The organism is Desulfotalea psychrophila LSv54, assembly GCF_000025945.1.
In the GTDB taxonomy this organism is placed as follows: Bacteria; Desulfobacterota; Desulfobulbia; order Desulfobulbales; family Desulfocapsaceae; genus Desulfotalea; species Desulfotalea psychrophila.
Map to the genome: position 1 here is coordinate 169854 of NC_006138.1, position 20306 is coordinate 190159.

General features: G+C 47.4%; 21 protein-coding genes. 20 read left to right on the top strand and 1 reads right to left on the bottom strand.

Annotation, left to right across the window (positions count from 1 at the left end; genetic code table 11):
* Positions 1-249: 249 nt before the first annotated feature.
* The 10 genes from DP_RS00775 to DP_RS00820 all read left to right on the top strand — a co-directional run bounded on the left by DP_RS00775 (position 250) and on the right by DP_RS00820 (position 13200).
* Positions 250-1581 (top strand): efflux transporter outer membrane subunit, encoded by a 1332-nt coding sequence (locus DP_RS00775; RefSeq protein WP_041277450.1) that lies wholly within the window; start codon positions 250-252, stop codon positions 1579-1581.
* The gene (locus DP_RS00780; protein WP_011187399.1) at positions 1582-2727 is read left to right on the top strand and encodes an HlyD family secretion protein; all 1146 of its coding nucleotides are present in this window, start codon (positions 1582-1584) and stop codon (positions 2725-2727) included.
* Positions 2727-4235 carry a DHA2 family efflux MFS transporter permease subunit gene (locus DP_RS00785; protein ID WP_011187400.1) on the top strand — a complete coding sequence of 503 codons (1509 nt, stop codon included), beginning with the start codon at positions 2727-2729 and terminating at the stop codon, positions 4233-4235. The genes DP_RS00780 and DP_RS00785 overlap by 1 nt, the downstream gene beginning before the upstream one ends.
* Positions 4236-4563: 328 nt before the next feature.
* Positions 4564-5337, top strand: coding sequence for a DUF4198 domain-containing protein (locus DP_RS00790; protein WP_011187401.1), 774 nt, complete (start codon positions 4564-4566; stop codon positions 5335-5337).
* On the top strand, positions 5334-5822 hold the full coding sequence (locus DP_RS00795) for a hypothetical protein (protein WP_011187402.1): 489 nt from the start codon (positions 5334-5336) through the stop codon (positions 5820-5822). Before DP_RS00790 ends, DP_RS00795 begins: the two co-directional genes overlap by 4 nt.
* A 262-nt stretch (positions 5823-6084) precedes the next feature.
* Positions 6085-6600, top strand: coding sequence for a molecular chaperone TorD family protein (locus tag DP_RS16420; RefSeq protein WP_162096613.1), 516 nt, complete (start codon positions 6085-6087; stop codon positions 6598-6600).
* A 394-nt stretch (positions 6601-6994) separates the two neighbouring features.
* Entirely contained in the window at positions 6995-8494 is a 1500-nt protein-coding gene (locus DP_RS00805; RefSeq protein ID WP_011187404.1) for a nickel-dependent hydrogenase large subunit, read from the top strand.
* A 9-nt stretch (positions 8495-8503) separates the two neighbouring features.
* Positions 8504-9406 carry a hydrogenase small subunit gene (locus DP_RS00810; RefSeq protein ID WP_011187405.1) on the top strand — a complete coding sequence of 301 codons (903 nt, stop codon included), beginning with the start codon at positions 8504-8506 and terminating at the stop codon, positions 9404-9406.
* A gap of 4 nt (positions 9407-9410) precedes the next feature.
* Entirely contained in the window at positions 9411-11093 is a 1683-nt protein-coding gene (locus DP_RS00815) for a methyl-accepting chemotaxis protein (protein WP_049784968.1), read from the top strand.
* Between the two features lie 463 nt (positions 11094-11556).
* Positions 11557-13200, top strand: coding sequence for a SulP family inorganic anion transporter (locus DP_RS00820; RefSeq protein WP_011187408.1), 1644 nt, complete (start codon positions 11557-11559; stop codon positions 13198-13200).
* A 69-nt stretch (positions 13201-13269) separates the two neighbouring features.
* On the opposite strand, the gene DP_RS00825 is transcribed toward DP_RS00820, so the two are convergent.
* Complete coding sequence (locus DP_RS00825) at positions 13270-13467, bottom strand: hypothetical protein (protein WP_041277451.1); 198 nt, start codon at positions 13465-13467, stop codon at positions 13270-13272.
* A gap of 186 nt (positions 13468-13653) precedes the next feature.
* On the opposite strand from DP_RS00825, the gene DP_RS00830 reads away from it, so the two are divergent.
* The 10 genes from DP_RS00830 to DP_RS00880 all read left to right on the top strand — a co-directional run bounded on the left by DP_RS00830 (position 13654) and on the right by DP_RS00880 (position 20271).
* Complete coding sequence (locus DP_RS00830; protein WP_011187409.1) at positions 13654-14268, top strand: DNA-3-methyladenine glycosylase I; 615 nt, start codon at positions 13654-13656, stop codon at positions 14266-14268.
* A gap of 208 nt (positions 14269-14476) precedes the next feature.
* Positions 14477-14881, top strand: coding sequence for a 6-pyruvoyl trahydropterin synthase family protein (locus DP_RS00835; RefSeq protein ID WP_041277452.1), 405 nt, complete (start codon positions 14477-14479; stop codon positions 14879-14881).
* A complete protein-coding gene (locus DP_RS00840; RefSeq protein ID WP_011187411.1) occupies positions 14874-15512 on the top strand; it encodes a 7-carboxy-7-deazaguanine synthase QueE in 639 nt (212 codons plus the stop codon). Before DP_RS00835 ends, DP_RS00840 begins: the two co-directional genes overlap by 8 nt.
* A gap of 1 nt (position 15513) precedes the next feature.
* Positions 15514-16173 carry a 7-cyano-7-deazaguanine synthase QueC gene (queC, locus tag DP_RS00845; protein ID WP_011187412.1) on the top strand — a complete coding sequence of 220 codons (660 nt, stop codon included), beginning with the start codon at positions 15514-15516 and terminating at the stop codon, positions 16171-16173.
* A gap of 10 nt (positions 16174-16183) precedes the next feature.
* Positions 16184-17014, top strand: a complete 831-nt coding sequence (queF, locus tag DP_RS00850; protein ID WP_011187413.1) for an NADPH-dependent 7-cyano-7-deazaguanine reductase QueF — start codon at positions 16184-16186, stop codon at positions 17012-17014.
* 343 nt (positions 17015-17357) lie between these two features.
* Positions 17358-17717, top strand: a complete 360-nt coding sequence (locus DP_RS00855) for a TusE/DsrC/DsvC family sulfur relay protein (protein WP_041278152.1) — start codon at positions 17358-17360, stop codon at positions 17715-17717.
* Between the two features lie 79 nt (positions 17718-17796).
* The gene (locus tag DP_RS00860; protein ID WP_041277453.1) at positions 17797-18051 is read left to right on the top strand and encodes a hypothetical protein; all 255 of its coding nucleotides are present in this window, start codon (positions 17797-17799) and stop codon (positions 18049-18051) included.
* A 107-nt stretch (positions 18052-18158) separates the two neighbouring features.
* Positions 18159-18464 (top strand): hypothetical protein, encoded by a 306-nt coding sequence (locus DP_RS00865; protein ID WP_156792170.1) that lies wholly within the window; start codon positions 18159-18161, stop codon positions 18462-18464.
* A gap of 717 nt (positions 18465-19181) precedes the next feature.
* Positions 19182-19511 carry a PilZ domain-containing protein gene (locus DP_RS00870; RefSeq protein WP_011187417.1) on the top strand — a complete coding sequence of 110 codons (330 nt, stop codon included), beginning with the start codon at positions 19182-19184 and terminating at the stop codon, positions 19509-19511.
* A 400-nt stretch (positions 19512-19911) separates the two neighbouring features.
* Complete coding sequence (locus tag DP_RS00880) at positions 19912-20271, top strand: nucleotide pyrophosphohydrolase (RefSeq protein WP_041277457.1); 360 nt, start codon at positions 19912-19914, stop codon at positions 20269-20271.
* Positions 20272-20306 lie beyond the last annotated feature (35 nt).

Genomic DNA, 20306 nt, shown 5'->3' on the forward strand with positions numbered 1-20306 from the left:
CCATAAAGCAGAGAAAATAGTCCTCGAACCAAGAACACTTTTTATTAGTTTCTCTCCCACCCTGACAGATTCCCCCCTGCCAGGGTGGTTTTTTTTTTCAAATCAAGCTATTATCCTGCAAAAGCACTGTAAACAACCCCAACCAACCCTCCTCTGCCTAACATAAGAATTGAGGTATCAATGTTTGCTTCACAGCTACGACGATCACTACTCCTCCTACTCACGCCCCTACTGCTGTTAAGCTGTAGCATGATCCCCCCAAAAGAAGCCCACCACCAACAGCTACTTACCCCAGAAGAAATTGGTATAAGAGCTGAAATGCAGATCAGAACCTGCCGCTGGTGGGAAGATTTCAGAGACCCTCAACTCAACACCCTGATAGAGATGGGCCTCCGGCAAAACCTCAATTTACAGCAGGTGAGTTATCGCCTCTCATTGGCCAAGCAACAGGTTCTTCTCAACCAGGCAGGACAAAAGGTGCAGGCCAACCTTAAACTGAACGGTGGTGGCCTTGCTGCCAAGGGAGATTTTCCCAGTCAAAATTCAGCATTTGCCCTGGCCCTGCCCATGGTTGGCTACAACTTAGATTTTTGGGGCAAGATAGAGAACAGGGTACTTGCGGCAAGCAACAGAGAGAAGGCCGCTCAGGTAAATGTCACCCAGGCCAGGTTGGCCCTGGCCGTCTCCATCGCCCAGAGCTATTTAAACCTACAGAACAATCGGCAACAAAAGCAGGTCCTGCATAGGATGATAACAAACCAGAAGGCAGCAGAGGAGATTATCGTAGGGAGCGTAAAAAGAGGTTTTCTCCCCTACGAAGAGTTACTGCAGAGCCAAAGCTATAGCCACCTTCTCAGGGCAGAACTGACAGGAGCTAAAGCCCAAGAAATACTTGCAAAAAATCAAATAGCACTCTACCTGGCCAGAACAACAGAACAACTCGCCCCCCTGGTAGATGGAAAACTTACCCTCATAGCACCGCTGCAAGAGGTTCTATCCATCCCCATGAATCTGCTGGCAAGACGCCCCGACATTCAGGGCAAAAAATGGATTGTGCAGGCCTATGCCGCCGAGATAAAGGTGGCACGGACTGCCTTCTATCCCGATTTTAACCTTATGCTTGGCGGGGCTTTTCTGGCAATGACCAACATACATCCAGACAAGCTCTCCCTTCTCAGCGGATCAATTGCCACCAGCCTCCCCCTCTATGATGGTGGCCTTCGAGATGCGGGTCTCTCTATTGCCAATATAATGTACGACAGAGCCGTACTTGACTATAACCAATCCCTGCTCGGAGCCGTACGCGAGGCATCCGATGCCATTATTTTACTCAAGACAAGCCAAGAGCAAGAGATGCTCACCGGCATCTCAACCGAAAAGCAGAGGCAGGCATATGATATTGCCAGAAAAAAATATCAGCGGGGAATTAGTCCATATCTCCTGATGAACCAGGCAGAGAGCAGATGGCAGCAAACCTTCCTCAATCTTATTAAAACAGAGACAGCAACACTGCAGAGCCAATTACGCCTTATCATGGCTCTGGGCGGCGGTTACAGCCCAAAAGCTGCTACGGAGAAATAAATGCCCACAACATCACAGGAAAATAAGCCAAAAAGAAACCTCCTTATAGCTATTTTTTTAATAGCCATCGCAATCGGCATCGTCATATGGATTTTTCTCTCACAGAGACAACAGGAATCAACCGACGATGCCTATGTTATAGGCAACACCATCATTATCAGCTCCAAAATTGCCGGAACGGTGCAAAAGATCTCTGTCTCCAACACAGAGTTTGTCGATCAACAACAAATTCTTATCGAGCTTGAGCAAAACGATCTCCTCATACAGGAAAAAATAGCTGAGGCCAATCTGACCAGGATTGTGCGCACGGTCAAGAGCCAGTACCTTACCACCGGCCAACTTAAAGACAATATAAGGGCCACGGATTTTAAAATTGCCGAACTTGAGGCCGATCTGGCCAGACGGGCAGGCGGAGATCTTGATGGCACCGTCACTCTGGAGAACCTACAACACATGGGACAGGCAATCAAAATTGCCAGGGCCCAACGTGACAGTGCCCGCCAGGGACTAGAGGCAAAACAGACCATTTTTCCAGGCGAAGAGCTACAAAACAACCCTGAAATCAAACTGGCCACCGCTCACCTGCAAGAGATCTATCTGGCAAGGATAAACAGCACCATCATTGCCCCAATGCATGGCCTCATAGCCAACAGGAGCATTCAGGCCGGCGAAAGGATCTCTCCCGGACAGCCTCTGATGGCCGTCATCCCCCTTGATAATGTCTGGGTGGTAGCAAATTTCAAGGAAACTCAGCTCGGAGATATCCGCATCGGCCAAGCCGTAGAACTTATCTCCGATATCTATGGCAAGAAGCTCCCATTTGAGGGCATTATTGCAGGCATCGGTGCTGGAACCGGTAGCGCATTTTCAGCAATCCCTGCCGAGAACGCCACGGGCAACTGGATTAAAATAGTGCAGAGGGTACCCGTCAAAATCTTCATCAGCCCGGATCAAATCAAAAAGCACCCCCTACGGATAGGCATGTCGATGACAGTAAGGGTAGATACTAAAGATCAAGAGGAGAAGAGCTTTCAGCACATTCAACAGCACGATGACATCTCCGCGATCTATCAAAGCCATAGACAACTGGCCGAGCAACAGGCCAGAGATTTTCTTAATACCCTCCTTATCCATAACAATAAATAATGGCCAACTCCCCCCAGAGCACGCAGTGGCTACAGGGCATTAAGCTTACTGCCGCAACATTTTCCCTGGCCATGGCCGCCTTTATGATGGTACTGGATACCACCATTGCCAACGTCGCCGTCCCCACCATTGCCGGTAATGTGGGAGTCTCGGTAGATCAGGGCACCTGGGTCATTACCGCCTTTGGAGCAGCAAATGCGATCTCCATGCCCCTCACCGGCTTCCTCAGTCACCGATTCGGCGAGGTGCGCCTCTTTCTCTTCGCCGTCATAGGCTTCACCCTCACCTCTTTTCTCTGTGGAACGGCAACCAGCATGGAATCGCTGGTTATCTATCGCATTCTCCAAGGCGCAGTATCGGGCTCTATAGCCCCCCTCTCCCAGAGCTTACTACTCCGTTGTTACTCCAAAGAGAAGAGAGGGACAGCCCTGGCCCTATGGACCCTAACCATTATCGTCGCCCCCATTGTCGGCCCCATCCTCGGCGGCTACCTCACCGACAATTACCACTGGTCATGGATATTTTTTATCAATGTACCCATTGGTATTTTTGTCCTTATCTCCTGTAGCATGCTGCTCAAGGGAAAGGAAACTACCCGTAGCCGCCCAAGCATCGATTACATAGGTATAGGCCTATTGGTCTTTGCCGCTGGTAGCCTGCAGATGCTACTTGATCTGGGCAAACAGCACGACTGGTTCCAATCCACATTTATCATAGGCCTTGGCCTTGTTGCCCTTGTCTCCTGGGGAGTGATGATCATTTGGGAGTATTACCACGACAACCCAGTGGTTAATGTCAGGCTCTTTAAAAACCGTAATTTTTCCCTGGCCGTTCTTATTATGGGTCTGGGTTACGGCATATACTTTGGTTCATCGGTACTCCTGCCCCTCTGGTTACAGGGAGTCATGGGATATACGGCAACATGGGCAGGACTTGCCACCTCTCCCTCCGGAATCCTCGCCGTGGTTTCCGCACCCATGATGGCCTATCTGACAAGAAAAGTTGATCTCCGTCTTATCTTAACCTATGCCTTTGTTAACTTTGCCATAGTCGGTTTTTGGCGGGCAAATTTTTCTCTCGACAACTCCTTTTTCATCATCTTCCTGCCCCAGCTGGTGGTGGGGGCTGCAACCATGCCCTTTCTTGTCCCCCTGCAGAGAATGATCATAGACGGTTTACCCTCTTCACAGATTGCCACAGCAGTTGCCCTCTCCAGTTTTTTTAGAACACTTTCAGGCAGTTTCTCGTCTTCCGTGGTCACCACCGCCTGGGACGACAGAATGACATTTCACTATGCAAGAATCGCTGAAAATTTCACCGTCTACAACCAGTATTCAATGGGCTACCTCAGAGATGTACATGGCAATATATCTCTTATGAGTAAGATAATTATGCGCCAGGCCTATATGCTCTCCACGGTGGATCTCTTCTGGGCAACTGGCGTAATCTGCCTCTGCCTTGTCCCCATAATATGGCTGACTAAACCAATAAATATAGAGATAGAGTAATTTTACGGACAGTAACAGAGAAGTACCTATCTCAAATAAAATGTGAGTCACACAGCTAGCCCTCGCCCGCTCAATCTATATCCCGCCACACCCTAACGCCAGAGCCTCAATCTGCCATGAGCCCAACGCAAGTAACACGAATTATATCTTTGTGTTACTTCATCCTTGACAGAAACGCCTCTCCTTGCTAATACATTGAGCTTCGTAACACTTTTTGTAATTTAGTGTTACGAAGTTCAGGCAGTCAAAGAGACTTTTTACCTAAAAAAATATCTTCGGTAAAACATCTCAAATTCTTAGTAGAAACAGATAATTTCAGGAGAATTAAATGAAAAAGGCTTTCACCTCACTCACTTTTTTTTGTGCTACTCTGCTCTTCCTCTCATCTGCAAATGCCCATGAATTTATTGTAAAACCTGTTCAGTTCAATGTTCCCGTCGACCATAAACTACCCTTTAATGTCATCTCCTGTCATGCCTTCATGATCAGTGAAGAGGCAGAGGCAATCAACCAGGTTGAAGTTGCCCTGATTAAAGGCGACAAAAAAACAAAACTGTCACTACAAAAAAATGACACCCTCCTCACTCTGGATGGTACCGCCGATATCAAGGAGGCTGGCACATCCATACTTGTTGGCCATCGCCATGGTATTACCTGGACCCAAACAACAACAGGATGGAAACAGGCGAGTAAAAAGAAGTGCAAAGGAGTTATCTCCAGCGGTAAATATGAAAAATTCTGCAAAACACTTATCAATGCCGGCAAGGCAGATAATGGTTATAGCCAGATTCTCGGACAACAACTTGAAATAGTACCAATCTCAAATCCTGCTAAGGCTATTGTCGGCAAAGAGATGTCCTTCCAAATTTTAGCTGACGGCAAGCCACTTTCCACAAAAGTTTATGCCACCTATGATGGATTTAGTAACAGAGTAAACACCTATGCCTACTTCACCGAAACCGATGATAGCGGCATAGCCCATGTCCAGATCACTCACGCGGGGACATGGATGCTTAGGGTTGAGCATATAGATGATAAGGCTACAGCGGATTACGACAAACATATACTACGGGCTGTTCTCGTTTTCAGTGTAACAAGATGAGAGTAAAAATTTACCCATCTCTTGTCGCTCTCTCCCTTCTTCTTATGGCAATGACTCTGAGTTCCCCTACAGCGTCATGCGCCCACGGGACAGGCTACAGAATAGTGGACAACGATGACACTGTAACCATGGAATTTTATTACTCTACTGGTAGTCTAATGCCATACGCAGAGGTACTAATTTTTAGCCCGACAGATAAGGAGAGTGAATATCAAAACGGCAGGACTGACAGGAGAGGACGATTTGCCTTCCGGCCCAACAGTCCCGGAGAATGGCAGATAAAGGTCTATGATGGCCGAGGCCATAAGGTAAACGGCAAATGTTCAGTCACCAGGGCCGATGAAACAGATTCTCCCCTAATACTCAAATCAACATCCGCCAAGACCGTACCAAAGAGGTGGGGCGTGATTTTAGGAATCAGCCTTATCTTCAATCTCTGTGGCGCAATCGCCCTGTTCAACAAAAAGAGACAAAAAAAAGCTTAATCTGGCACCACTCTAATACATTAAAAGCCAGGCCTCAGATCTCTTAACCAAAATAGCCTCAGCTATTCTAAGTTGAATACTGGCGCCCATTTAAAAAGAGAGAGGCCTGGCAGTCCCATATCTCGACAATCATAATTCAAGGAGCTGGTAAAATAGCTGCACGGCAGCCTATCTCTTTTTAAAAAACTTTAACTAGCCGTAAACTTATGATAAAATTATTCGCATGGATAATAAAAATGACATAACACACAGGACGATATTTTTGCGCAATTTTTTCTTCGCCCATAATAAAGAAGAAATCCAACAGGCTGTCACAGAGCTTGCAGCGTTTTCCCATACCCCACTGCCCGCCAATACGGATTGGTTTAAGGTAGAAGCTGACTTTAAACGCCTCTTTAGCAAGCCGACGCTCAGTCCTGCACCCCCCTACGCCTCTGCCTATATCAACGAAAACAGCACCAAGACAAGTGCCGCACTTGAAATTCAAAATTTTTACTCTTTCTTAGGCGTTAAGGCCCCGGACAGCCAAGCTGTCGATCATCTCTCTCACCAACTGAATGCCTATATCCTCCTACTTAAGGAGCAGGCAAATCGACCCAGGGATCAAAACCTGAAGAATCTGCAAAAAAAATTCATTCAGGTTCACCTGGAACAGTGGTTACCCAAATTTATTAGCGCTATGCGTCAGGAAAAAGACCTTCCCTTAGCCATCACCATGGTCACAAACTCCCTGGAAAGTTGGTTTAAGGCCGAAAAAATAGCCCTCACCAACAAATAGGGACCAATCTAAAGACAAAAAACTTCCGGGGCAGAGTAATAACTGACAAATAACTCTGCCCACCCAGATAGTTTTTTGCACCCACCTCCTATCTCCCTAGCAACATCCCTAGCACAGTTTTCCTGAACCCTTTCCACGGGTCGAAGCAGGGAAAGAATCATACAAAAAAGCCAAAAATACTTATATGCTTGATTTAACTTGAAATCATGATAATATACCTAGCAAAGTTCCAGACTTATTAAATTCCACCGCGTACATCATAGATTAAACATTTCCACCTGCAATGGAAAAGATGGTCAACTTTATACCCAGCTCGTCAGAATATTCTTTACGTCTCAACAACAGAACAAATATCCGTTTTTCTTATCTATATCCAACAGTGGAGTAAGCGACTATGTCCTCGATTGTAAAACTGGATCCCTTTACACGTATTGAAGGGCACCTCGCAGTAAGTCTTAACGTACAAAACAACAGGGTGAAGGATGCACAGTGCACGGGGGAAATGGTTAGAGGTTTTGAACAGATTCTTCAAGGAAGATCCCCACTGGATGCGCAACAAATTGTCCAGAGAATCTGTGGTGTATGTCCCGTCTCCCATGGTATTGCCTCGGTGCTTGCCCAGGAACAGGCCTACGGGATTCAACTCCCTGAAAATGCTCGTCTCCAGCGTAATATCATGCTGGCCAGCAACTATATCCAAAGCCACATCACCCACTTCTACCACCTCTCAGCCCTTGATTTTATCGATATAACGGCAATCTTAGACTATAAGGGTGGTGATGCATTTCTCCTGGCCATGCAAAACTGGGTAAAAGCAGAACTCGCCTCCAAAAACTTATTTCCCGCCGCCCCCTTTCTCCCCCGCTACCAAGGACGCTACCTAAAAGATGTCGACTTTAACATCACCGCCCTACGTAACTACTTTATCGCCCTTGAGATGCGGGCAACAGCACACCAGTTAATTGCAATATTTGCCGGTAAAATGCCCCATATGGCCTCTATTGTCCCGGGAGGAATTACCGAAAAAGTCACTACCAAAAAAATCATCCAATGCAAATCTAAACTGGCCCAATTAAAGGGCTTCATCAACAACTCCTACCGAAATGACCTATTGGCCATTACTGCAGAGTTCCCCTCATATCTTTCCATCGGCAAGAGCTGTGGTAATTTCCTCAGTTTTGGTGCCTTCGGTGATGCCAACCTGGAAAAATCGCCTCTGCTACCCGCAGGCGCCCTCCTGCAAGGAAAGTTAGAAGAGGTTGATGATATATCAATAAAAGAGGATGTCTCCTTTTCCAAGTACAGCAGTGATTCTGGCAGAGAGAAAACAGTTCCGGAACCGCATAAAAGCGGGGCCTACAGCTGGATCAAGGCCCCTCGCTATCGAGGAGAAGCTATGGAGGTCGGTCCTCTTGCCAGACTGATGGTCGCCCAGGCCAAAGGCAATAAAAAAATGCAGGAGGCGAGCAACGCTTTTCTGCAGAAGACAGATCTCTCCCTCACTGACCTGGACTCCTGCCTCGGCCGTCATATTGCCAGATTCATTGAACTTGAAGTAATCATAGAGAAATGCGAAGAGTGGATGGAGCAGCTGCGCCCTGACCAGCCAACGGCAGTGGACTTTAACATCCCACAACAGGCAGAGGGCAGGGGGATGATGGAGGCACCACGCGGCGCCCTGGGACACTGGGTAACGATCGAAAAACAAAAGATCGGCCGTTATGAATGTATTGTTCCCACCACATGGAACTGCTCCCCAAAGGATGACAAGCAGATCCCCGGCCCCGTTGAACAATCACTTATCGGCACCATCGTTGCCGATAAGACAAACCCCCTTGAAGCAGCACGAATCGTCCGTTCCTACGATCCATGCCTGGCATGCGCCGTTCACTAGGAGAAGATAATGACCACACTTACACGTAGACAGTTTTTAGAGCTCAGTGCCAAAATGTCTGTGGTACTGGGACTGGGTTCTTCGGCCATCCCTCAGGTAGCTGAGGCCCTCGAGGCACTTACCACCGGCCGTAGCAAGGTTTTGTGGCTCCAGGCCCAAAGTTGTTCAGGTTGCAGCATCTCCATGCTTGATTCCGAGTCCCCCGGGCCAGCCGAGCTGCTCACCCAATATATCTCGCTGCTCTTCCACCACACCCTCTCGGCAGCAACGGGGGAGAGCTGTATGCATATAGTGCGAAAATCTGTTCAGCAGGGTGGCTATATTTTAGTTGTTGAGGGGAGCATTCCGGCAGGAATGCCCGAGGCCTGCATGATGGGGGGCATCCCCGTTGGGGAATTGATAAAACAAGCTGCCGAGAGGGCTGATTACGTAATTGCCCTTGGCACCTGCGCTGCCTTTGGCGGAATTCCAGCAGCCGAGGGCAATCCGACGGGAGCTGTCCCCCTTGGCCCATTTCTCCAGGCCAATAAGATCAAAACCCCAATCATCAATATTCCCGGTTGTCCCTCCCATCCCGACTGGTTGGTGGGCACCTTGGTCCATCTCTGTAAATTCGGTCTACCACCATGCGATGAGCAGAGGCGACCCAAGATGTTCTTTGCCAGTAAAAATCATGATAAGTGTCCAAGGTTTAGCGACTATGAACAGGAAAATTTTGCCCGTAAATTTTCTGATCCCGGCTGCCTTTTCAAACTCGGCTGCCTCGGAGTCAGTACCTATGCAGACTGCACGATACGAGATCGCAACGGCGGCACCAATGCCTGCATAAAAGCCGGTGCTCCCTGCATAGGCTGCTCATCACCCCAATTTGCTCAAAAAAAATCACTCCCCTTCTATCGCAAGAGCGAGTAACAATATGAAACTACATACTAAGTTAATTCTAGCCCTTCTCAGCTGTCTTACTCTAGTTGTTGTAGTAGCACAGCTCATCCAGTATTCACAACTGGAAAAACAAATTAACAACCTTGCTCAAGCAAACATAGAACTCCTGAGCAACCGAGAACAGGCCTTTGCCGCTAACCTCTATCACTCGGTGGCTAAATCCGTAGAGGGTTCACTTAATCGAGGTGAGATGGAAAAATTTTCTGCCCTGTTAAAGCAGACCAGAAAAATCGACGGTCTCCTGGAATTCTCTCTCTTTGACACCAATAACAGGGTCAACTACTCCTCAAAAAGCGAATTTCTGGGCCAGAAGCTGCCCAGAGAGATCCAGAAGCAGATAAGCGGAGGAGAAATATCCATCTCCACCGACGAGAAGAGCATAAACATCTATCAGCCACAGAAGATCACAGGAGACTGCCTACGCTGCCACACAGGCTGGAACAAACAAATGGACCACGGCGGCGTCATGTTTTTTCGTTTTTCCACCAAGGCCCTGCAACAGGCAAAAAGAGAGACCGATGAGGGCATAGCAACCATAGCAGATAACTACCTGATTGCCGCAGCCATTTCTGTCCTTACCATGCTAACCGTGATAGGCATTGCCATATTTTTTCTCCTCCGCCATATGGTAAAAATACCTCTTGAGCAGATCGGCTCAAACTTTAATCAGGCGGCAGATGGTAATCTCACCGTACAGGCAAATATTGCGTCAAAGGATGAGATAGGCATCCTTGGACATAATTTCAACCACTTTCTCAGCCAACTCCACGACATAATGCAAAACATTGCCCGACAGATAGAAACCCTCAAAGGTGCATCGGGTTCACTGGAAAATGTCGCGGCAGAGATGTCGAAAGGGGCCGAAGAGATGACCCATAGATCTCATAGTGTGGCCTCGGCAAGCGTGGAGATGAGTTCAAACATGACCCTTGTCTCGGAGGCTATGACAGAGGCTAACAGCAATATCAATATAATGGCGGCATCCACTGAAGAGATGACTGCAACCATCAATGAAATTGCCAAAAATGCGGCGAATGCAAAAAGCATATCCGAAACAGCGGTGACAGAGGCAAGCCATGCCACCCAAAAAATGAAACATCTAGGGAACTCTGCTCAGAATATTGGCAAGATCACAGGGACAATCACAGAAATATCGGCACAGACAAATCTCCTTGCCCTCAACGCTACCATTGAAGCGGCCAGAGCAGGTGAGGCTGGCAAGGGTTTTGCCGTTGTTGCAGCTGAGATCAAACAGCTTGCCAATCAGACCTCTGCTGCAACCATAGAGATTACCAGCAGCATCTCTGAAATACAAACTGATACAGCTGGGGCCATTGAGGAAACCGAGCATATCGGTCAGGTAATCAGTCGTATCGATGATATTATCTCGACAATAGCCTCGGCGGTAGAGCAACAATCTGCAAGCACACGAGAGATTGCCACCAGCATAAATCAGGCATCCAGCGGTCTTAAGGAAATTAGCTGCAATATCCAATCCAGCTCTGCGGTAGCGGAAGAGATCAGCAAAGACATCAACAGCGTTGACAGCACTGCCAGCCATATTGCCAGCAACAGTAGCAGTGTTGAAAAAAATGCCAAGGATCTGGCCGGACTTGCAGAACAACTCAAGGATCATGTTGAGAGGTTCCAAATATAGTCCTCTTCTCTTGGACGGACAGACCTACCCGAGAGAAAGAGCGAGGGGGCGTTGACCGACCAGACTAACCCACCTTCGTTACAAGCGAAAGATGGTGCATACGTATTTACGCCAAGATAGATAACGGCCCAATGGGGTTTGGTAAAGAGGGCAAAAATCCCCTTGCTACAAGGGGTTTTTTGCTATATATACAGATTATATTTTACTGGAAAACTGAAAAGAAAGCAGTTCTCCTTAACATCTGCGGTACTCAAATCATCAGTATAAATGATGATTTAGCAACACAGTTTCATTGAATTATTTAACGCATTAAATGATGGGCAATATTTGGGCAAATACTTCTTAAGCTATACCTAGCACAAGAAGACATCACTCTGGCAGGTACAGAGTACTTGCCCTACTATATCCTCAATGCGATGGTCCGTCTTCCTGAGACAGGTATCATTTAGGTAATGAATATTTCATGAAAAACAACTTCTCTCCAAAGCTCTTTTCCATATTAAAATTAGGCTACTCAAAAGAGCAATTTATAAACGATCTATTCTCAGGTTTAGTCGTGGCTGTTGTTGCCCTGCCGCTGGCAATCGCCTTTGCCGTTGCCTCGGGAGTCTCTCCAGAAAAGGGCTTGGTTACTGCCGTTGTCGCAGGATTAATTATTGCTATCCTGGGTGGTAGTCGCGTCCAGATAGGCGGCCCGACCGGGGCCTTTATTGTCATTGTCTTTGGCATACTGCAACAGTATGGAATGGACGGACTGATAATTTCAACAATAATGGCAGGATGTTTTCTGGTCCTCTTTGGAGTATTTGGTCTTGGTTCTCTCCTCAGCTATTTCCCCTATCCACTGATCGTCGGCTTTACCAGCGGCATTGCCATTGTTATATTTACCACTCAAGTAAAAGATGCTCTGGGGCTCACCATCTTCGCCATGCCCGGTGATATGGTTGGCAAGTGGCATACCTATTTTGCCAACATCTCCTCGACAAATATCTCTGCTGTAAGTATCTGCATAATCACCATACTCATTGCCACCTGTTCTGGCCGATTTATAAAAAAAATACCGGGATCATTTCTGGCAATCATTTTCATAACCGTAGCAGTTCAGGTATTTAAGCTACCGGTAACAACCATTGAAACCTTTTACGGTGAAATCCCCTCTTCAATTAGTTTTTGCCTGCCGCATGTCAATCTGGCCGACCTGCCCCACTACCTGCGACCGGCCATCACCATTGCCCTCTTGGGAGCCATAGAATCCCTACTCTCAGCAGTTGTGGCAGACGGCATGATCAGCGGCAACCACAGATCAAATACAGAGCTGATCGCCCAGGGTATCGCTAATATTGTCACCCCGTTTTTTGGTGGTATTCCTGCAACAGGCGCCATTGCCCGAACAGCAACCAATGTGAAGAATGGTGGCCGCACCCCCGTAGCCGGCGTTATCCACGCAATAGGCCTCTTCCTTATTATGATCTTCTTCGGCCAATATGCAAAACTCATCCCCATGAGTTGCCTGGCCGGTATTCTTATCGTTGTCTCCTACAATATGAGTGAATGGCGTACATTTCTTTCCATACTAAAGATGGGTACATTTGACCGTTTCATCCTCCTCACCACCTTCCTCCTCACCGTTTTTGTCGATCTAACCGTAGCAATCGAGGTCGGTATTGTTCTGGCAGCCCTGATATTTATGAAGCGAATGGCCGATGCCGGCAATAGCTCCCTTGAAACATTTGACAAAGATATCATTGACGATTACTCAAGCCTTCCTCAAGGAGTCTCTATCTATGAGATATCGGGACCGTTCTTTTTTGCCTCAGCAAAAAAATATGCCAGCCTTATCACAACAACGGGCATGGATTCAGATGTGCTTATCATTAGAATGCGTCATGTACCGTTCATTGACTCCACCGGGCTGAAAAACCTACGCGCTGCTCTGCAAACATTAAATCGTCTGGAGATTAAGGTCATTATCAGCGGCCCCAGAGATGCACTGGTCAAAGTGATCAAAAGCAATATCCCAGCCACCCCCCAACTGCAGTATAGCCTGGCCACAAACTTTAATGAGGCCATGAAAAAAGCAACCCTCCTCCTCAATGTAAATAGCTAAAAAAAAGAGCCGTAGATCAAATTGATCTACGGCTCTTCCAAAAAACGCAAAAAACATACTCACAAATAACTAGGCTCTGACATCTTCACAGTCAAGCGTTGCCATCAACTCACCCTGAAAATCTCCATCGGTCATCAATTTCTGGGCAATTGCACTACAGATAGATGCCGTTACGCCCTGATGATCTCCCGAAGCTACATGAACTTCCACCTCACCATTATCATCAATTTCTAAAACGAGTGCTGATTGATTCTCTTTAAGTTTCATAGCAGATGTCCTTTTGATGTTTAATAAAAAAATCCATATATGCATGTAGATTACTCTTATAATACCTCACAAACAAGCAGAGATTTACCCCTGGCTACCACCTAAAAATATTGAACAGATTGCCCCCTTGACCTATTAATAATACATCTATATTAAAATAAATAAACAGGAAGAGAGAGGTACCCCATGAAGCAACCGAACAACAAAGAGATAAGCAGATGCGCCTGGTGCCAGGGCAATGAGCTTTACCAAGAGTACCATGACAGAGAGTGGGGAGTACCCTGCACAGATGATAAAAAACTTTTTGAATTTATTATTCTGGAATCAGCTCAAGCGGGACTCAACTGGCTCACCATCCTCAAACGCAGAGAGGCCTACAGACAGGCCTTCGCCGATTTTAAGCCAGAGATGGTCGCCAGATTTACTGAAGAAAGAGTGGATGAAATCATCCTGGCAGGCAAGGTTGTTCGGCACCGAGGCAAGATCAACAGTGCCATAAATAACGCTCAGGTATTTCTTAAAATTCAGGAGCGGGAAGGTTCCTTTGCCAACTACCTGTGGCGCTTGGTAGATTACCAACCCAGCCCCAACTCGTACCGGGACCCCGGTAAAATACCCACCACCACAGAAACATCAATAAAGCTGAGTCGTAGCCTCAAGGCAGAGGGAATGACATTTTTCGGTCCGACCATAGCCTACGCTTACATGCAAGCCATGGGGTTGGTAAATGACCATCTTATCTCTTGCTTTCGTCACCAACAGTGCGCAGAATATGGTCACAAAAGCTTACGCAGACAATAAGTATATTTAATACCCCGGATTACCGGGTTAAGCAGATATACACCTTCAACTCTTACCCTGTTCAGGTTAGAGTTGCTTCCATTTGAAAAAAGTGTATATTCGTTTCTGTTTTTTTGGCGGACGAGTGGAATCCCGCCTCTATAAATTCTCCCTCACTCTAAATCAATAAAGGCGTATTGGATATTAATCACAATATGCAGAGGTGGCTATGCTTACTATAACCAAAGAGTTCAGATTTGATGCAGCCCACAAGCTGTTTCTAAAAGACCTGACAGATCAAGAAAACCGTGAAGCCTTCGGTAAATGCAGCCAACTTCACGGCCACACCTACTGTCTCAGAATCACCATCACCGGCAAGGTGCAACCAAACGGAATGGTTCTTAACTTCACCGATCTTAAGCAGATTGTTGAAGAGAAAATCATTGCAAGATATGACCACTCCCATCTCAACGAGCTTGAGGAATACCGGGACCTGCCCACCACCGCAGAAAATATGTCCCTCTATATTTTTAAGGTTCTTGCCGCCTGCCTGAAAAAGCAGAAGGTGACGCTCACCGAGGTTCAGCTCTACGAGACCCCAACCTCCTGGGCAACGGTGAGCCACGATGCCTGATATCATCCTCGATGTTCATGAGATATTCACCTCGATCCAGGGGGAAGGCCCCCTTATGGGCAGACCGGCCTCCTTTCTCAGACTGAGCGGATGCGTGGAACCACTCTGCCCCTGGTGCGACACCAAACAGGCCTGGGGGCCGGGCAAAACCATTTCAGTAGAAGAGGTCGCTTCCAGGTTAATCGCCCTGGGCAACAGACTCTGCATTATCACCGGCGGAGAACCATTTCTCCAGTGGGAGTCGGGCCTAAATCTCCTGGAAAGGCTTCTTCTGACAGAGGGAATCGAGATTCAATATGAGACCAGTGGCAAGGTACTGATTCCGGCTGATTGCAGAGGTTTCAAAGTTTGCTCGCCCAAATACCTGGCGAACATTTGGCACTACCTGCCTGAGAACAGCGAACGGGCTGACTGTTTTAAATTTGTGGCAGGAGATGAATTAAAACCTGTCCAGGAGTTTATCACAAAACACAATCTTGACCAGGATAGGGTGTGGATCATGCCCATGGGTACCGGCAGGGACGAGCAACTGACTCGCTCCCCAAAAATATGGGAATTTTGTGTAAAGCACCACTACAATTTTTCCCCGCGCCTGCACACCCTCTTCTTTAACAACCAACAGGGAGTTTAACATGGTTGATTCTATTATCGTATTATCCGGCGGAATGGACTCGGCCGTACTTCTCGCCCAGACCCTAAAAGAGGGCAAAACTGCCCAGGCCATCAGCTTTGACTACGGTTCAAAACATAATGATCGAGAGCTGCCCATGGCCGTGGGGCTCTGTGAAGAGTTTGCCATAAAGCACCAGATCATCAAACTTCCCTTTATAGGTGAGCTCTTCTCATCCAGCCTCCTCACAGGCGGGGAAGAGATTCCGGACGGCGCTTACGGGCAAGAGAACATGAAGAGCACCGTGGTCCCCTTTAGAAATGGAATCATGCTCGCCATCGCCGCCGGATATGCTGAATCGGTACAGGCCGGTGAGGTACTTCTTGGCTCCCATTCAGGCGATCATCATATCTACCCCGACTGCCGACCGGAGTTCAACAACGCCTTTGCCGAGGCCGTTAATCTAGGAACAGACGGACAGGTAGCGATCCGCTTCCCATTTTCTGAAATGACTAAAAGAGATATCGGCGACCTTGGCAGAACACTTGATTTGGATTTTGCCAAGACATGGACCTGTTACAAGGGCGGAGAGTTGCACTGCGGCGTTTGCGCGGCCTGTGATGAGAGAAAAGAGGCCCTGCGCCACCCCGAAGGGCTCGATGTAACAAAATATCTGGTATAGGTTTAAGATAATGACAGAAAACATAAATGCAGGCATTCCTCTCGGCAAGCAGGTCGGTCACAGTGAAACCTACGACCCCAGCCACCTCTTCCCTGTCGCACGCAGAGAGGCTAGAAAAAGCCTCGGTCTCGCCGACGACCTGCCCTTTAGCGGCCCCGATATCTGGAATGCCTACGAGCTCTCTTGGCTGGACAGTAAGGGTAAGCCCTGCGTTGCCCTGGGCGAGATCACCTTCCCCTGCACCAGTGAAAATATCATCGAGTCCAAGTCACTGAAGCTCTACCTCAACTCCTTTAATCTCACCCGCTTTACCTCAACTGCAAGAGTTAAAGAGATCATCAGAGAGGATCTCAGCCGGGTGGCTGGCGCAGAGGTGGAAGTAAAAATCCTCACGCCGGAAGAGTTTACCGAGGTGACAATCTCTGCGCCTGAGGGCAGCTGCATAGACGACCTTGAACTTGAGGAGGAGATCAATGCCTACAGGCCGACGGCCAATTATCTGAGCACGGGCCCGGAAGAGACAGAGGAAGAGCTCTATACCAACCTCCTGCGCACCAACTGTCCGGTAACCGGACAACCAGACTGGGCCACGGTAATCATTAACTACAGGGGCAAGGCCATCGACCAGAGAGGACTTCTCCGCTATATCATCTCCTTTCGCCAGCACGAGGGTTTTCACGAGAACTGCGTTGAACGCATCTTCATGGATATTCTGAACAGATGCGCCCCCGCCAGGCTGACAGTCTATGCCAGGTTCACCCGCCGGGGCGGACTCGATATCAACCCCTACCGTACAACCCATGCAGAACACTTCGTAAACCTCAGACTGGCCAGACAGTAAAACCTATCGGTTAACTACCCACAATGGAGGATGGGTACAATCCATCCTCCTGCCAAGAAAAAAATGCCCTCTCATATTTGCGCCCAAAAGAAAGCAGATCAGGGCGCATTTTCAAAAGACCATCTCCCGGATTCCACCATCTGGCAAAGAAACACCCATCCAACCGCCATCACGCCATTTTCCCAGGCCACCTTTTCTTAAATATCTTGAATTTCAAGCAGGGAAGAATACACTATAAGATATGACTCAGGCGAAAGTAGACATTTTCCCCGGGTTCCTGCAGGATAAAATAGGGTGCACTCTAGCCAAGGTGAGGGGTGCTCTTAAAAAGGGGGCGGCAACCATGACTACCTTAAGATCAGGCGATACCACTATCATCCTTGACGAGTACGGTTTTCTTGACAAGGACCAGGTTTGGAACAAGGAGGTGGCAATGATCATCGCTGAACATGAAGGCTTCACAGAACTCAACGAAGAGAAGATGAATATCATCAACTTCATGCGCAAGTACTATACCGAAAACCATAACTTCCCCATCCTTGCCGAGGTCTGCAAGAAAACCGGTGATACCTGCAGGGACTGTGTGGCCCGCGAGTTCACCGACCCCATGCGAGCCTGGAAGATCGCTGGCCTACCGAAGCCACCGAGTATCTTCTTTACCACCTTTGACGGCAAGAAGTATAGCCCGAACCCTTTTTACTAGACCCGTGAACAGAGGGGGAAACTGCCCCCCTGTCCACTTTTTTTTAATCCCTTCGTTCCCCCTCTCATCAGGAGATAATATGTTTAATGCCAATGAGCTATGCAACAAAATAACCTCCCTCCATCCAGAGCTTGGTGCCTGTGGCATCGATATCACTGTTACAAAAGATGATAAAGAGAACAGATGGTTGGTCCACCTTAACAAGGGAGAGCATAGCCTAAATCACTTTCTCGAAATGCCGGATGCAGACCACTGCATGGAGGGTCAACAGTGTCTCTCCTTAGGGCTCGAAATTGCCCAGCTACAAAAAAACATCAAAGGAGAGCAGTTCTAGAGCAGTGCCCCAGTCGCCAAGCGACACCATTGTCTCAGCCATTGGTGAAACAAAAAGTTTCCTCTAGGGCAATTGGAGAAAAAATGCATAAACGACGTTATCCCCGAATGGGTGGGAAAAATCTAAGGGTCGATATTTCAGATGGCAGAGGCTTCTACTCAGGGTACATAAGCGATGTCTCCCGTTTCGGCATGCAACTAAATAGTATTGCGATAAAGCTCAATCAAGATGTCAAGACGCTCTCGGTGGTTGTTACTGTAAACGGAAAAAACTTCAAAATGATGGCCATACCAAAATGGGAGGTCAAGGAGGGGGGCAGTAAAACGATGGGCATGGAACTGATAAATGTCCCCTATAGCTGGGCCGGCTTTATCCGGGAATTTGATCAAAAAAAAGCACAGGGCCACCCTTAGGGAACGGCCCTGTCCCCTAAACAATAGATGAGGCCTTGAGCGGGCACCTCGGTGAATTTTTCATATCATCCATTTTTTTTACACTGGACCATGCCATTCACCTGCCTGCTAACAGAAGACGGCCCCTTCTTTGGCCCTTAAATAATGGCCTTTGGGAGCGCAAGGCGTCTCGCCCGTCAAGCCCCTTTGCTCAGCACTTATTAAAGTCTCTTACCATTATTGCCCCGCTTTAATGCAAGCGGCACAATCACGCTCCAGGTAGGTGGTGCCGTTTGCACCCCATAATATCAATGGCCAGATTAATGTTTTTTCCATGGCAGGAACAAGATACATTGTAAAATAGCTTAAAACTGTAGCCGCCCTACCCCTTACCACTGCACCGAGTCCACAACTGCCCCGGATCAATTTCAAGCACCGAACAAACCAAGCTGAGAGAGAAGCTCTATAGCGAACCTGAGCCACATAGCCTTCAAGATGAAACTCTGGATAGATAGGCGACAAGCTAAAGCTCAAGATAGCTACTCAGCGGAACGCCTAAGAGTCGCGGAGCCCGGACAGACCAGAGACTAAAAAAGGAGTGGAGTGAAACGTAAAATGCTGGTATCTTGGCAAAGATTACCGTAACATTTCAGCTAAATGATCTGACACAACAGGACCACCCCAATAGCTGAAACAGCGGTGAAACAAAAACTCTCTTCCAGGGCAATTAGATAAAAAATGAATAAACGACGTTACCCCCGAATGAATGGGAAAAACCTAAGATTCGATATTTCAGATGGCAGTGGCTTCTTTTCAGGGTATGTAAGCGATATCTCCCGTTTTGGTATACTACTAGATGACATTCCTCTAAAACTCGATCACAGTGCGAAGACACTCTCATTGGTTGTCTCTGGAAATGGAAAAAACTTCAAAATGATGGCCATACCCAAGTGGACAGTTGAAAAGGGGATCAGCAAAACGATAGGCATGGAACTGATCAATGTCCCCTATATCTGGGCCGGATTTATCCGGGAATTTGCTCCAAAAACATCACTGACCCACCCTTAGGGCAGGCCCTGTCCTGATCATTAGCTCGGCTACGCCTTGTTTTTTTTTGGGAAGTACCTTCTCTTCAGCAACAATGCCTTTGCATGGTAGAGAAATGAGTTCACCGTTTTTTAGAATATTCTTGTAGTAAAGAATCTTATTCTCATTTTTTTCTTAAATGAATAAGTAAGCCAAACTGTAAGCAGCTGCAGGATCTCCCCTCCCTCCTCCCCCTTAAAAGTTGATGGCTTTTGCTCCAGAGATATCACAAACTTTTCTATCTTACGAATAGGCTTTGTTGTACCAGACATGTATCATAGGACTTTGCTGAAATAACTGAAGAGTTCAGGGAATGTCGGCACCTCTCAGGTGAAAGGTATCGTTCAGCCTCAGACATATATATTTAATTGGAGTGTTGAGTATGGATCATAATTTTATCCAGGAAAAACTGCGTGTCTTTGCTCAAGAGCGTAATTGGGATCAGTTTCATAGTCCCAAAAATCTTGCCATGGCCCTGGCAGGCGAAGCAGGAGAACTCTTAGAAATTTTTCAATGGCTCACAGAAGATGAATCAAAAAAAGAAAATATCAAGGCGAAGGATAAGCAGTTGGCGGCAGAGGAGCTTGCCGATATACAACTCTACCTCCTGAGGATCGCTGATAAACTGGATATTAACCTCGAAGAGGCTACCTTCGCTAAATTAGAGAAAAATGCGGAGAAATATCCTATTAGTTTAGCAAAAGATAATGCCATCAAATACAATCGGCGCGATGAAAGATGATCTTATCTTGCAAGCTACGGTAAGCAAGGGCACGC

Coding starts and splice junctions, on each gene's coding strand:
- DP_RS00795 (WP_011187402.1), top strand. CDS start 5,334: ATGAGAGTAAAAATTTACCCATCTCTTGTCGCTCTCTCCCTTCTTCTT.
- DP_RS00820 (WP_011187408.1), top strand. CDS start 11,557: ATGAAAAACAACTTCTCTCCAAAGCTCTTTTCCATATTAAAATTAGGC.
- DP_RS00810 (WP_011187405.1), top strand. CDS start 8,504: ATGACCACACTTACACGTAGACAGTTTTTAGAGCTCAGTGCCAAAATG.
- DP_RS00840 (WP_011187411.1), top strand. CDS start 14,874: ATGCCTGATATCATCCTCGATGTTCATGAGATATTCACCTCGATCCAG.
- DP_RS00880 (WP_041277457.1), top strand. CDS start 19,912: ATGGATCATAATTTTATCCAGGAAAAACTGCGTGTCTTTGCTCAAGAG.
- DP_RS00825 (WP_041277451.1), bottom strand. CDS start 13,467: ATGAAACTTAAAGAGAATCAATCAGCACTCGTTTTAGAAATTGATGAT.
- queF (WP_011187413.1), top strand. CDS start 16,184: ATGACAGAAAACATAAATGCAGGCATTCCTCTCGGCAAGCAGGTCGGT.
- DP_RS00805 (WP_011187404.1), top strand. CDS start 6,995: ATGTCCTCGATTGTAAAACTGGATCCCTTTACACGTATTGAAGGGCAC.
- DP_RS00785 (WP_011187400.1), top strand. CDS start 2,727: ATGGCCAACTCCCCCCAGAGCACGCAGTGGCTACAGGGCATTAAGCTT.
- DP_RS00775 (WP_041277450.1), top strand. CDS start 250: ATGATCCCCCCAAAAGAAGCCCACCACCAACAGCTACTTACCCCAGAA.
- DP_RS00780 (WP_011187399.1), top strand. CDS start 1,582: ATGCCCACAACATCACAGGAAAATAAGCCAAAAAGAAACCTCCTTATA.
- DP_RS00815 (WP_049784968.1), top strand. CDS start 9,411: ATGAAACTACATACTAAGTTAATTCTAGCCCTTCTCAGCTGTCTTACT.
- DP_RS00860 (WP_041277453.1), top strand. CDS start 17,797: ATGTTTAATGCCAATGAGCTATGCAACAAAATAACCTCCCTCCATCCA.
- DP_RS00870 (WP_011187417.1), top strand. CDS start 19,182: ATGAATAAACGACGTTACCCCCGAATGAATGGGAAAAACCTAAGATTC.
- DP_RS00855 (WP_041278152.1), top strand. CDS start 17,358: ATGACTACCTTAAGATCAGGCGATACCACTATCATCCTTGACGAGTAC.
- DP_RS00790 (WP_011187401.1), top strand. CDS start 4,564: ATGAAAAAGGCTTTCACCTCACTCACTTTTTTTTGTGCTACTCTGCTC.
- DP_RS00865 (WP_156792170.1), top strand. CDS start 18,159: ATGGGTGGGAAAAATCTAAGGGTCGATATTTCAGATGGCAGAGGCTTC.
- DP_RS00835 (WP_041277452.1), top strand. CDS start 14,477: ATGCTTACTATAACCAAAGAGTTCAGATTTGATGCAGCCCACAAGCTG.
- queC (WP_011187412.1), top strand. CDS start 15,514: ATGGTTGATTCTATTATCGTATTATCCGGCGGAATGGACTCGGCCGTA.
- DP_RS00830 (WP_011187409.1), top strand. CDS start 13,654: ATGAAGCAACCGAACAACAAAGAGATAAGCAGATGCGCCTGGTGCCAG.